This is a genomic window from Mesorhizobium sp. P2_F5 (assembly GCF_056403715.1).
This window is the reverse complement of record NZ_JBFUEY010000003.1, coordinates 214,376-227,230: the sequence shown is the minus strand read 5'-3', so window position 1 is coordinate 227,230 and position 12,855 is coordinate 214,376. Positions and strand designations below refer to the sequence as shown.

The 12,855-nt window shown below is 64.0% G+C and carries 13 protein-coding genes; all 13 read right to left on the bottom strand.

Annotation, left to right across the window (positions count from 1 at the left end):
* Positions 1–13: 13 nt before the first annotated feature.
* The 13 genes from AC1DYO_RS05095 to AC1DYO_RS05035 all read right to left on the bottom strand — a co-directional run bounded on the left by AC1DYO_RS05095 (position 14) and on the right by AC1DYO_RS05035 (position 12,854).
* Positions 14–682 (bottom strand): response regulator transcription factor, encoded by a 669-nt coding sequence (locus AC1DYO_RS05095; RefSeq protein WP_477260916.1) that lies wholly within the window; start codon positions 680–682, stop codon positions 14–16.
* 221 nt (positions 683–903) lie between these two features.
* On the bottom strand, positions 904–1,491 hold the full coding sequence (locus AC1DYO_RS05090; protein WP_477261463.1) for a transglycosylase SLT domain-containing protein: 588 nt from the start codon (positions 1,489–1,491) through the stop codon (positions 904–906).
* Positions 1,424–2,713 carry a flagellar hook-length control protein FliK gene (gene fliK / locus AC1DYO_RS05085; protein ID WP_477260914.1) on the bottom strand — a complete coding sequence of 430 codons (1,290 nt, stop codon included), beginning with the start codon at positions 2,711–2,713 and terminating at the stop codon, positions 1,424–1,426. The genes AC1DYO_RS05090 and fliK overlap by 68 nt, the downstream gene beginning before the upstream one ends.
* Positions 2,714–2,817: 104 nt before the next feature.
* Entirely contained in the window at positions 2,818–4,245 is a 1,428-nt protein-coding gene (locus AC1DYO_RS05080; protein WP_477260912.1) for a chemotaxis protein MotC, read from the bottom strand.
* Complete coding sequence (locus AC1DYO_RS05075) at positions 4,242–5,603, bottom strand: MotB family protein (RefSeq protein WP_477260910.1); 1,362 nt, start codon at positions 5,601–5,603, stop codon at positions 4,242–4,244. Before AC1DYO_RS05075 ends, AC1DYO_RS05080 begins: the two co-directional genes overlap by 4 nt.
* A complete protein-coding gene (locus AC1DYO_RS05070) occupies positions 5,600–6,226 on the bottom strand; it encodes a hypothetical protein (protein WP_477260908.1) in 627 nt (208 codons plus the stop codon). The genes AC1DYO_RS05075 and AC1DYO_RS05070 overlap by 4 nt, the downstream gene beginning before the upstream one ends.
* A 3-nt stretch (positions 6,227–6,229) precedes the next feature.
* The gene (gene fliF, locus AC1DYO_RS05065; RefSeq protein ID WP_477260906.1) at positions 6,230–7,870 is read right to left on the bottom strand and encodes a flagellar basal-body MS-ring/collar protein FliF; all 1,641 of its coding nucleotides are present in this window, start codon (positions 7,868–7,870) and stop codon (positions 6,230–6,232) included.
* A gap of 194 nt (positions 7,871–8,064) precedes the next feature.
* Positions 8,065–8,949 (bottom strand): flagellin N-terminal helical domain-containing protein, encoded by an 885-nt coding sequence (locus AC1DYO_RS05060; RefSeq protein WP_477260904.1) that lies wholly within the window; start codon positions 8,947–8,949, stop codon positions 8,065–8,067.
* A 281-nt stretch (positions 8,950–9,230) separates the two neighbouring features.
* Positions 9,231–10,115, bottom strand: a complete 885-nt coding sequence (locus tag AC1DYO_RS05055; protein WP_477260902.1) for a flagellin N-terminal helical domain-containing protein — start codon at positions 10,113–10,115, stop codon at positions 9,231–9,233.
* Between the two features lie 215 nt (positions 10,116–10,330).
* The gene (gene fliP, locus AC1DYO_RS05050; RefSeq protein WP_477260900.1) at positions 10,331–11,062 is read right to left on the bottom strand and encodes a flagellar type III secretion system pore protein FliP; all 732 of its coding nucleotides are present in this window, start codon (positions 11,060–11,062) and stop codon (positions 10,331–10,333) included.
* Positions 11,059–11,559: a flagellar basal body-associated FliL family protein gene (locus AC1DYO_RS05045; RefSeq protein WP_477260898.1), complete on the bottom strand. Its 501-nt coding sequence runs from the start codon at positions 11,557–11,559 to the stop codon at positions 11,059–11,061. Before AC1DYO_RS05045 ends, fliP begins: the two co-directional genes overlap by 4 nt.
* Before the next feature lie 18 nt (positions 11,560–11,577).
* On the bottom strand, positions 11,578–12,282 hold the full coding sequence (gene flgH, locus AC1DYO_RS05040; RefSeq protein WP_477260896.1) for a flagellar basal body L-ring protein FlgH: 705 nt from the start codon (positions 12,280–12,282) through the stop codon (positions 11,578–11,580).
* Positions 12,279–12,854, bottom strand: coding sequence for a MotE family protein (locus AC1DYO_RS05035; RefSeq protein WP_477260894.1), 576 nt, complete (start codon positions 12,852–12,854; stop codon positions 12,279–12,281). Before AC1DYO_RS05035 ends, flgH begins: the two co-directional genes overlap by 4 nt.
* Position 12,855 lies beyond the last annotated feature (1 nt).

Genomic DNA, 12,855 nt, shown 5'->3' with positions numbered 1-12,855 from the left:
GCGCGGACCGCCATCAGAACACCAGCCGGTAGCCGAGGAAGCGCTTGGAATCGATCGGGTCCTGGCCGAGCTTCTCGCGCAATTTCTTGCGCAATTTGCTGATGTGGCTCTCGACCACGTTCTCCTCGACCTCTTCGTCGAAGATGCCGTAGATGGCGTTGAAAACCTGGGTCTTGGTGACGCGGCGTCCGCGGTTGCTCGCCAGATATTCGAGGATGCGGCGCTCGCGGCGCGGCAGTGGCAGCGGCTGGCCATCGATCTCGGGATCGCGGCCATCCATGAAGATGCGCATGGCGCCGATCTCGGTGTAGCTGACGTCCTCATGGGCGCGGCGGCGGATGGCGGCAATGCGGGCCAGGATCTCTCTGATGTGGACCGGCTTGCGGATGACGTCGTCGACGCCGCTCTCGAACAGCCGCAGCGTATTTTCAAGCGAGTGCTGTTCGCTTAGCGCAATGACCGGAGCGCCGGTGCGGTCGCGGATCTGGCGTGGCGAGATGGCGCCTTCGCGGCAGTCGCCGATGAGGAAGGCGCGGACCGATTTCAAATCGGTGTCGGCCGCGGATGTCACCCACTCGCCGAATTCGCCAGGCGCGAAGCCCGCACAGGCGACCCCCTCGCGATCGAAAAGTGAGTTATACCCCTCAGTTACGAGCTCACGCTCGTCAACGATTACAATCATCGGCCCCGCCTCCGAATCAGATCATCTGCCCCGTGGGAAGAGGCGTAACCGGTGCCGGGAATCCTGAACAACCATCATTTCTTGTAGCTATTTTCTTGGGAGTTATTTCGGGTTTCGAAATAACAGCAGTCACGGAGTTGTATCGTTGGCGGCTGATACCGGGGACGTGCCGGGCACCGGCAGGGTTGGGGCCTGCTCATATTTTCGAAAGGCGGATGCATCTATGGGTTGCAGAAGGCGCGGGCGTTGGGCGTCCATTTGCCGAAGCCGGTGGCGACCATGTTGGCGATGACGCGGCAGACATAGAACTTCTGCGCGGGGTCATTGTCGGGGCCGGCGTGGTAGCGAGCGACGGCCATCGACCAGCTGACATGACGGGCATGAAGGCTGGCCAGGAAGCGCGCCGCATAGTCGACATTCTGGCGCGGGTCGAGCATGTCGTCGACGCTGCGAAAATGCGATGCGTGATAGTGATGGTTGATCTGCATGCAGCCGAGATCGATGAGCGTCTTGCCCTCGCGCCGGGCTGCTTCGAAGGTAGCCAGAGCCTCGCTACGGCTCCTTGGGAAGACAGCTTTTCCTTCTATATTCAAGGCATTAGGCTGCAAGCTACCCTTCTTGCCGGTCTCCGTCAGCCCGACGGCATAGAGGATGCCGGCGGGCACGCCATAGCGATCGGCGGCGCGCAGGATCTCGGGCTCGCAAGGGTTGGTGGCGGCGTTGGCCGGGCCGTTGGCGAGGCTAGATAAACATATCGTCGCCAGCACGCTCGCGAACAGGCACGCCAGGGCGGCCGAATTCCTGTGCATCGTCATTGCGGTTTCTTCCCGACTGCTGGCCGCCCGAACCCGCATTGTTGCCGCTCGAGTTCCCAGGCTGAAAAGCTGACTGGTCGCGGCCCTGCGGCATCGGCTGGGAGTTGCTTGCATCGCTGCGCACCGAAGCATGGACTGCTATCGAGGGTTGTAGAATGGTGACCTTGTCGACATCGAATCCGAGCCCGCGCAACGACTTGACGATGGCGTCGCTGTCGGTGGCGAGGCGGCGGTAAGCCTCATGGGTTTCGGGCTTCAACTCTATCGAAAGTTGTTCCCCGGCGAGCCTGAGACTGGCAGTGACCATGCCGAGTTCGGCCGGGTGAAGCTCGATCTTCAATATATGTGTCGGAACGGCAACAGAACCGGCCGTCTGGGCGGTCGTCGACGGCGTCGAAACCGCTTGCCGCAGCCCGTTGTCCGAAGCGAGTGCGTCGATCAGAGCCGACGTCGTCTGGTTCATCGGGCTCTGCGCCGGCGCCGGGAAGCTCTGCTCGGCGACAATGTCGACGCGCCCGGCGGACGGTGCCTGTTTTCCGGATGCGGATGTCGAGTTGGACTGGGCTCCATCAACGGCCTTTGTTGATAGCGCTGACCGCTTTGCATTGGGCGCGGAATGCTCGCTTGCCGACTCGTCCGCCGGCAGAGACGGCGTCGCAGCATCCTGGTGCGGCAGCTTGCCGGACTGGGGTCCGATCGCGCCCAGCTTTTGCCCCTGATCCTTTGCGGAAACGTCAACGCCGGCCTTGGCTCGTTCTGGTCGCGGCGTCGTGTCGAGGCTGTTGTCGGCGCCGGATGTCGCTCGGAATTTCTTCAACGACAGAGGCGGCGTCTGCGCAGAAACGGTCTCGCCGTCGAGCGCGGGCTGTTCAGTTTGTTCATTCGTGGCGGGGCCGTTTCCACCTGTTCTCGCAGCCGAGAAACGGATGATGTCATGCAGCGCCAACAGCAACGGCAAATGGTCCTGCAGCGGTGCTGTACCCGTGCCTTGTCCGGCCGCGTCAGCGTCGGCGGACGCTTTGTCCGGATCGCCGTCAATATGGTCTTTTGCGGCTTTCCCGACAACCGGTTTGGAGGCCGTCTTGCCCGTCTCTGCGTGTACAGTTTCGCCCTTGGCGGGAGCGGCCGCGCTGCGTCGGGTCCAGCGAGGCTCGTGCGGCGCGGCCTCGGTTGCTCCCTGGCCTTTTTGCGTCGGCGCATTGTCCTCGCCGCGCACCAGTTCACCGAAGCTTTTGTCGTCGCCCTTGGCGTTCGGCGCCGACTGCTTCGATCCGGCGTGCACGGGCGCAAATCCCGGCAGGGCCTGGCCAACATTGGTGGTCATTTCGGAGCTGCTCCAAGCATCTGGTCAATCAAATCGAGCTGGCGACGCGTCTTGGCCATGGCGGCGTCGGTGGCATCGGCGGGTTCGGCGCCAGCTGCAGGCGCCGATGCCGGTACGACAGGCGCCGCATCACCCGCGGCGGTGACTGCAGACGCTTCCGGCGCCTTTGTCTGGGGCGTGCTCTGTGCCTGCGCGGCTGGCTCGCCTGGCGCATTCGGCCCGTCGGTTGCGGCCGGTCCGCCTGATGCGCTAGCTGCTGGCTGCTCAGGCATTGCGCCTTCGACCGGCGGCAGCTCGGGCTCATCGGGGTTTGCCGCTGCCGCGGTCTTGACCGGCTGCTGTTTGACCGCCGCCGGCGCGGGCTTGTCGGCAGGCAGCGGCGCCGGCGGCGCGATCACTTCGCCGGCCACGGCCTGCGCGGCATCGAGCAAGTCGCGGTCGCTTTGCGAAAGTTGGCTGCGATCGATCTTGTCGAGCTTGGCGCGGACCTCGTCGATGGTTCCGGACGTCACCGTGGACAGGCTGGAATAGAGCTGGGCGCGCGGGTCGTCCTGATTGTGGATGCCGTCGCGGCCCTGTTCGGCCCTGGCCGAGGCAAAAGCGGAGAGATCGGCGAGGCCATCGATCGCGGCGCGGCGGGCAATGCGCAGATAGATCACCTTCTCGCGTTCCGGATCCATCATCGCGGTGATGTCGGCGAGCTTGTCCAGACTGATCGCCATGTGCAGCGTGATGACGCCGGACACGAAGGCGTCGGCGAATTGGCTGGCATAGGGCGAATAGAGGTAGTCCTCGACATATTGGGTCGAGGCAAGCGCGAAGCGCGCGCCATCGCCTTGCGCGGCGGCGATGCCGACCGAGCGGCGCAGCGCTGCTTCCTCGACCAGCGTGCCGGGGCTGAGCAGGCGCGCATCGTCGAGCAGCGCCAGCGCGGTGACCGGCTCTTCGGTGGCGAGCAGCGAGCCTTTGACCAGCGCCAGGAAAGCACCGAGATCGGCGGGCAGGGTCATCGGATCGATCGGCTTCAGCGCCTCGATCGCGGCGGCCGGGCGGCCGTTCAGATAATCGACAATGCCCCTGGCGATAGCCAGGCTTTGCGGGTCGGTCTTGGCGCGCGACACTGCCACCTCGACGCTGACGGGGTTGCCACCGCTCATGCCATAGACCAGCAAGGCGCGAAAATTCTTCGGGTCGCTGAAATCGTCCGCGTCCGCCGCGCGAAGCCTTGTGTCGGTCATTTCGAGCAGCTTGCCTTGCATCGGCAGCGCGGCATGGTCGCCGGCGGCGATGCGGTCCTGCACCAGCTGCAGCGAACGCACCAGCTGATAGGGCTGCAAGTCGTCCTCGGCAAAAGCCGCCGGCGAATGGACAGCGCTCAGCAGCAGCAGACCGATGGCGCGGCCGATGATGGCGGAGCGCCTCATCCGTCGGTCGCCATCAGGATTTCGATGCGGCGGTTCGCGGCAGCCATCGGGTCAGCCGCAACCTTCGGCTCGCGGTCGGCGAAACCGGCAACTTCGGTGATGCGGCGCTCGTCGACGCCGCCGCGCACCAGCATGTAATAGGCGGAATGGGCGCGCGCCGTGGACAGCCGCCAATTGTCGTAGGTGTCGCTTCGGAACGGCCGCGCATCGGTGTGACCGTTGATGCTGATCGTGCCTTTCTGCTCGTTGACGATGCGGCCGATCTTTTCCATCGCCAGCACCAGTTCACGGCGCGGCACTGCCGAGCCGATCTCGAACATGCCGAAATCGAACTGGTCGGTGATCGAGATGACGACGCCCTTGTCGGTGGCCTCGACGGAGACGCCGTCGTGCAATTTGTCGCCAGGCTTGAAGGCCTCGTCGAGTTCCTGCTTGACCTGTGCCGCGGCCTTGACGGCGGCGGCACTCGGTGCCTTTTCCGCGGCTTCGGGCTTGGGTGCGGGTTGCGCTTCGGCGGCTTCGGCCTTTGCCTCTTCCGCCTTTTTCGCTTCGGCCTTTGCTGCTTCAGCCTTGGCCTCTGCTTTGGCTTCAGCCTTGGTCTGCGGCTTGTCGGATGCGGATTTCGCCAACGGCTCCAGCGGCGCATCTACCACGGGCGGCGCGGGCGGCACGGCCTTCACTTCAGCCACTTGCGTCTGTGCCGCCTTGTCGCCGGGCTTGAGCGGATCGCCTTCGATCTTGCTGCGTTCGGCGGTGGCTTCGGCGCCAGGTGCTGCTACCTGTTGCGACCAGAAATCCGGCGCGAACGGGTCGCGGTAGGATTGGCCGCCGGATGCGCCGGTGGCCGGGCCGGACGGCTGCGCGCCGCCATCGCCCTTTTCGCTGACGTTCTGCATGACGCCGGTGTCGGTGGCGATTTCCGACAGCACCGCATAGGGATCGGCAAACAGATGCTCGTCGGAAAGATCGGTCTTCGGCGCCGATTCCTTCGGCTGCTTCTTGTTGGACGTGCCGGCCCCGCCGATGCCGTCCTGTCCGGCCTTGCTGGTCTTGTCCTTCGGGTCGTCAGCCGTCAGTCCGACCTTGCTCGGGCCATCGCCAAGGTCTTCGAGGCCCTTGCGGCTGGCGTTGCGGTCGACCAGCTTGACCGGGTTGAAATAGCTGGCGACGGCGGCCTTGGTTTGCTCGTTGGCGGCATTGATCAGCCACATGACGAGGAAGAAGCACATCATGGCGGTCATGAAATCGGCAAAGGCGATCTTCCAGACGCCGCCATGGTGGGCGTCGTCGTGGTCGTCGTGGTTGCGCCGCACGATGATGATTTCGTGCCTGGGCTCAGCGGCGTCGGCAACGCTCATGATAGGGCCTCGGACAAGGCAGACGACCATTCGGCAATGCGGGTTTCGAACACCGCCTCGTCAATGGCGACGGTAAGGTCGAAGCCGGGCGCCTCGACGAAATCGAGATTGGCCGCGCGTGGGCCAAGTGAAGCCTTAAGCGTTTCGAACAGCGACAGCGGTCCGCGCACGGCGATGCGCACCGCCTCGCTGTCGCCGATCGCCTCGCGGATCGTGCCGGCAAGGGCTTCCAGCGAACGCTTCTGCAGATCGTCGGTGACGATGCCGCCAATGATGCGGGCAACTGTGGCGCCGACAAGCTCGCTGACCTTCGCCTCCATGGCGTCGATACGGGCAGTGACGGCGGCGCCAAGGTCACCGCCGAAGCCTTCCAGGAAAACCCTCGCTTCCTCGGCGCTGGCCTGACGCTCCGCTTCGAGCTCCGCCTGATGGGCAACAGCAAGGCGCGCCTCGAGCGCCGCTTCGGCATCGATGACCGCTTCAGCGATCAGCGCGCCGATGTCTGCCTGCGGCGCCGGTGTGTCTGGCCGCGGCTCGGCCTTGGCGGTAGCCGGCGATTGACCGGCGCGCTGGGTGCGTGCGCCAAAGTCCGGAAGAAGATCGAAAAGCGCTGCTGAGGCCATAGTCTACACCGTGGCTTCCTGGGCCGCCCATTTGCGCAGGATCTGCGCGGTGCGCTCCTCGTTGAGATCGACCATGCGGGCAAGCCGTTCCTGCGGCGCCGGCCTGATCTTCTGGCGAAGATCATCGAGCGGGGTCGGGCCGGGGCGGCTGCCAGGCAACGCAGCCTGCGCGGGTTCGGCACTGGCGGTTTCGGGTGTCGGCAGCGAACGTTGGACATCGTCGAAGCTAGGGCCGGCAAGTGCGGGCGTCGGCCGAGCGGTCAGCGCAGCGGCCATCGGCCTCAAGCCGAAGAAGGCGACCAGGAACACCACGATGATGAACGCGCCGGCATTGATCATCGTGCCGGCATAGGTCCCGATCGACGCCATTATGCCCGGCTGCTCGACGGCCTCGCCGTCCAGCCCGTCGATGAACTCGACCGCCGAGACATCGATGATATCGCCGCGCTTGTCGTCGAAGCCGGTGGCCGAAGCCACCATCTTCTGGATGTCGGCGACGCGCTTGGCGATCTGCTCGGGCGTGGCGTCCTTGCCGAGAATGGTCATCAACCGCTGCTGGTTGACGACGACGGCGATCGACATTTTGGTGACGGAATAGCCGTTGGAGACGGTGGCGATCTTCTTGGAGTTGATCTCGTAATTGGTGATCTCCTCCTTGCGGTCGTTCGCCGATGTCGTCTGTGGGCCGTCGGTGCTGGTCGCCTGGGTCTCGGGCAGGTTCTGCTCGACGCTGGCCGGGGTCGAGGCCTGCTTCTGGTTGCTGTTTTCGTTGGCGCGCACCGACTGCACCGAACGCTCGACGCGCGACTCCGGATCGAAGATCGTCTCTTCGGTCTGGCGGGTGTCCGTGTTGACGTCAGCCTTGACGCTGGCGCGGAAATTGTCTGGGCCGAGATAAGGCGTCAGTGCGCGGCGGATGTTGTCGCCGATCTGCGCCTCGACGGTCTGCTCGACGCCGAGCGTGCGGGCAGCACTTGTGTTGGAAGGGTCGTCACCGGCGGCGAGCAGGTTGCCGTTGGAATCAAGCACGGTCACCTTGTCGGCCGACAGGCCGGGCACGGCGGCGGCGACGAGATGGCGGATCGACAAGGCGCTCTTTTCGGCGTCGATGCCGGAATAACGGATGACCACCGAGGCCGAGGGCTGCTGTTCGTCGCGGCGGAAGTTGGCGCGCTCGGACATGACGATGTGGACGCGTGCCGCCTTGATGCCAGCGATCGACTGGATGGTGCGGGCGATCTCGCCTTCCAGCGCGCGCACGCGGGTAATCTGCTGCATGAAGGATGTCAGGCCGAGCGAGCCGACATTGTCGAACAGTTCGTAGCCGGCATTGGCGCTGGTCGGCAGGCCCTTTTCGGCAAGCAGCATGCGCGCCTGCGCGGTGGTGCCGGCCGGCACCAGCACGGAGGTGCCGTCGGAGCCGACGTCGAAGCCAATGCCGGCCTCGCCGAGCACCAGGCCGATCTGGTTCACGTCGGAACGATCGAGGCCGACATAGAGCGTCTCATAGGCGGGGCGGTTGAGATAGACCGAGCCCACGCCGATGACGGCCATCACCAGCGCGGCGATGCCGGCCAGCATGGCAAGGCGCCTGACGCCAAATGCCCTGAGATTCGAGATGATGCTCTGGATCTGTTCCGGCACGATTCAAGCGCTCCCAGCATGATATTCCGTGGGAACACTAGACCGCGAAGCTTGTGCGAAGATGATAAGCATGTCGCCCGGAAGTGTGCAGCGGTTCCGGGCCAACGACATGCGTCAACACACAGCCACAAAGCGAAAGGGCTGCGCTGGCGGCGCGGCCCTTCAATTCAAGGGAAGGGGAAGCCGGGTCCGGCCTATTGCTTGAACAGCGCCAGGATCGACTGCGAGTTGCCGTTGGCGATCGACAGCGACTGGATGCCGAGCTGCTGCTGGACCTGAAGGGCCTGCAGACGGGTCGATTCCTTGTTCATGTCGGCGTCGACCAGAGCGCCGACACCCTTGTCGATGGAGTCCGACAGGTTCGACAGGAAGCTCTTCTGGGTGTCGATGCGCGACTTGGCGGCGCCGAGATAAGCGGCACCCGTGGACAGTTTGGCGAGCGCCGTTTCGACGGCTCCCAGCGCCGTGTCGATGGCTGCCGGAAGAACCTGGGTGGTGCTCGGATCGAAGAAGGTCGCGGCAAGCAGGCCGCCGACGATGCCGCCGGTGCCGGCAATGTCGAGAACCTGCGTATCGGCAGCCTTGACGTCGATGGTGTCGATGGCGACGGTCGTGCCAGTGCGGTTGTAAGAAGCGACGATCTTCAGGTCGGAGGCCGCGGTAGCATCGTTCTGCAGCAGGTTCGATCCGGCATAGGAGGCGTTGGTGACCGACGACTTGATCTGGTCCTGGATGGCCTTGATTTCGGTCGCGATCTTCTGCTGGTCGTCCTTGCTGGCGCTGCGGGCGGTGACCAGCTTGGCCTTGATCAGGTCGACCTGGTCCTTGATGTCGGTGATGGCGGTGTAGGCAGTGTCGACCTTGCCGGCGCCGAGGCCAAGCGCGTCCTGAACGGCCGAAAGCGCCTTGTTGTCGGATTTCATCGTGGTGGCGATCGACCAGTAGGCGGCGTTGTCGCTGGCGGTGGCAACGCGGTAGCCGGTCGAAATGCGGGCCTGCGTCTGCTCGAGGGATTTGTTGGTGTTGTTCAGGCTCTGCAGCGCGGTCAGCGCCGAAGCGTTCGTCATGATGCTAGCCAAGATATTTACCCCTTCTCAAAAACTGGCGTGTCCCGCACACGCCGGATCAACTTCATCAAGGGGGTAGGCATAAGCCCATCGACCGTCTGGTCTGCCCGCCATGGTATGGTTAACCATGACTACCGAGATATGGTTAATGGCCTGTTAAAACAGGCCGATCCGGGCGCTGGCCAAAAGCAAAATCGGCCGCCATTTAATGAGAAAATCAGCAGCCACAAAAGAAATCGGGCCGCGCTGTTGGCGCGGCCCGATCGGATCGTGTCAGCCGTAAAGTCGAGAGATCAGCCGCGGAAGAGCGACAGGATCGACTGCGAGTTGCCGTTGGCGATCGACAGCGCCTGGATGCCGAGCTGCTGCTGGACCTGGAGGGCCTGCAGGCGGGTCGATTCCTTGTTCATGTCGGCGTCGACCAGAGCGCCGACGCCCTTGTCGATCGAGTCCGAGAGGTTCGACAGGAAGCTCTTCTGGGTGTCGATGCGCGACTTGGCGGCGCCGAGCGAGGCAGCGCCGGTGGACAGCTTGCCGAGCGCGGTTTCAACGCTACCCAGTGCCGTGTCGATGGCGGCGGCGGTGACTGCGGTGGTGCTCGGATCGAAGAAGGTGGTGGCGAGCAGGCCGCCGACGATGCCGCCCGTGCCGGCGACGTCGAGAACCTGGGTATCAGCAGCCTTGACGTCGATGGTGTCGATGGTGACGGTCGCGCCGGTACGGTTGTAGGAAGCGACGATCTTCAGGTCGGAGGCCGCGGCAGCGTCGTTCTGCAGCAGGTTCGAGCCGGCGAAGTTGGCGTTGGTGACCGACGACTTGATCTGCGCCTGGATGGCGTTGATTTCGGTCGCGATCTTCTGCTGGTCTTCCTTCGAGGCGCCGCGGGCGGTGACGAGCTTGGACTTGATCAGGTCGACCTGGTCCTTGATGTCGTTGATGGCGGTGTAGGCGGTGTCAACCTTGCCGGCGCCGAGGCCGAGCGAGTCCTGAACCGACGAAAGCGCCTTGTTGTCGGACTTCATCGAGGTCGCGATCGACCAGTAGGCGGCGTTGTCGGAAGCGGTGGCGACGCGGTAGCCCGTGGAAATACGGGCCTGGGTCATTTCGAGCTGCTTGTTGGTGCTGTTCAGGCTCTGCAGCGCGGTCAGCGCCGCGGCGTTGGTCATGATACTGGACATGGCTACTCGTACCTTGTTTTTTTACAGGGTGTTTTTGACATACCGGCTTTTCCGGTATGACGGAGCGGCATCATGCCAATGATCGTGAGACCCGATCACCCGCCATCTGCGAGCAATATGCGGGCGAGTCCCTACCAAAGGGCTAAACGGGACGGTTAACCGGAAATATATTGCATAGAATTTTAGCTAGGGTGCCGTGCGCAGGTCGCTGGTGATCAGGTGAAGGATCGCACCAGGCTGCCGACGAGCAGGTTCCAGCCGTCGATGAGGACGAAGAACAGGATCTTGAAGGGCAGCGACACGACGGTCGGCGGCAGCATCATCATGCCCATGGCCATGGTGATGGTGGCGACGATCAGGTCGATGACGAGGAACGGCAGCACGATCAGGAAACCGATCTCGAAACCGCGGCGGATTTCGGAGATCATGAAGGCCGGCACCAGGATACGCAGGTCGACGGTTTCCTTGGCAACCACCTGGCCGCGTTCGCGGGCGAGATCGGCGAACAGATCGAAATCCTTGTCGCGGACATTGTGCAGCATGAAGGTGCGGAACGGGTCGGAAATTTTTTCGAAGGCCTCGGTCTGGCTGATCTGATTGTCCATCAGCGGCTTGACGCCGGTGTTCCACGCCTGGTCGAAGGTCGGCGCCATGACGTAGAAGGTCATGAACAGCGACAGCGAGATCAGGATCAGATTGGCCGGCGTCGACTGCAGGCCGATGCCGGCGCGCAGGATCGAGAAGGCGATGACGAAGCGGGTGAAGCTCGTCACCATGATCAACAGGCCCGGCGCCACCGATAGCACGGTGAGCAGGCCGAACATCTGGATGATGTAGCCGACGGTGGCGCCGTCGGCCTTGCCGATACCGCCGAGATCGAGCTGCTGGGCAGCGGCGACAGAAGTGGCGGCGACGACGATCGCGGCGGCGAGAACCAGTTTTCTCATTCGAGCAGCAATGTCCTGATCAGAACCTGTTTGGCATGGCCACCGCTGCGGATCGCGGCGCGCTCCTCGAGGTCGGCTTTCAAATGCTGGTAGCCGCTGGCGCCTTCGATCTGATGCATCTTCAGGGTACGGACCATGGCCAGCAGGTCCTGGTGAATGCTCTCGGTGAGCTCCGGCGGTTGCGGCGCATCGTAGACCACCGAGGCTTCCAGCCTTATCCAGATATCGGCAGGCGCGGCCAGATTGGTGGTGATCGGCGCCAGCTGCACGAGCGTCGGCCCGGTGCCCGGCTCATGCGCGGTGGTCGTGCTCGGCTGCTCGGCGTTGGACTGGTTCTCGGGTGCGGCAGGCACCGGTACCGGCCCGCCGACGCCCTTCAGGTAGCCGCCGGAGACCCAGCCCATGCCGATGGCAGCGCCCGTCACCGCCAAAAGCATGGCGAGTTGGATGACAAGCGACGGACCCTTTTTGGGCTGGACCTGTTCGACATTTGCCACGGCGCCGTTCTCCTGATCCTAGAAGGGGAGGACTTGGTCGAGGATCTGCTGACCGTAGGCAGGTTGCTGGATCTCTGCAATTCGGCCGCGGCCGCCATAGGAGATGCGGGCCTCGGCGATGCGTTCGTAGGAAATGGTGTTTTCGGCGCCGATGTCCGAGGGACGCACCATGCCGGCGATGGTCAGCACCCTGAGCTCGTAATTGACGCGCACTTCCTGCGAGCCGCGGATCATCAGATTGCCGTTGGGCAGGACTTCGGTGACGACGGCGGCGACATTGAGCTCGAGGTTTTCCGAGCGCTTGATTTCGCCGTCCGCATTGGTTTCGGTGCTGGAGCTCAGGCCGGCGTCGCCCTTGCCGCTGGTGCTGGCATCTTCCCATCCGAGCTTGACGTCATAGCCGAGCTTGCGCGCGGCGGTGCGGCTGCGGTCGTTCTGGTTCTTGAAGTTGGCCTTGTCATTGAGCTTGATCCTGACAGTCAGGATGTCGCCATCGCGCAGCGCGCGCGGGTCGGTGAACAATCGGCTCTGGCGATCGTCCCACAGCGAGAATTTCTTCACCGGCGCCCGCGGCTCTTCCGGGTATGAGTAGGGCGCATTGACGCTGCCGGTGATGCCGGTGCCGACCGGCGACAGCGCCGGCTCCCTGCCGATCTCCTTCGGGTCGACCGCGCAGCCAGACAGTGCTGCGGCGGCGACCAGGACGAGCAACTGCAACTTCATGACGGATCTACCCTTCGGGCCGCGCTGGCCATGATGCCGGTGAGCGCGGCGGCCGCCTTCTGGTCCATTTCATTGAGAATGACGCCGGCCTTGCGCGAATCGAGTTTCATCAGGATGGCGGCGGCCAGATCGGGGGTGACCATGGCCAGGCGCTCTGCCGCGGCGTCCGGTTTCATGCCGGCATAAATCTTGACGACGCCGTCCTCGGCGCGGGCCAGAAAAACTTCGCGCCGCTTCAGCCATTGCTCGTATTCGGCGCGCTTCTCGTCCAGCGCCTTCATACGCTGGTCGATGCCGGCCTGCAGTTGCTTCAGCTCTTCGGCCTGCAGCGAGTAGCGGCGGTCGCGGGCGGCGTCGGCGATGTTGGAGCAGAAGCGCTGGATTTCACTTTCGTCCGGGGCTTTCTCGCGGACCAGCTGCTGAGGTGCGGCGGGCGCCTGTGCGCCGGGCAAAACTTGCCGCACCGCTTCTTCCGCGCGAACCGGCATGACTGAGACGAGCGTGGCGACGGCGCAAGCTGCCAGGGCTGCGTTGCGACGGTGCTTGAGGGAAAGGCGAGCGGTCATCGGCATG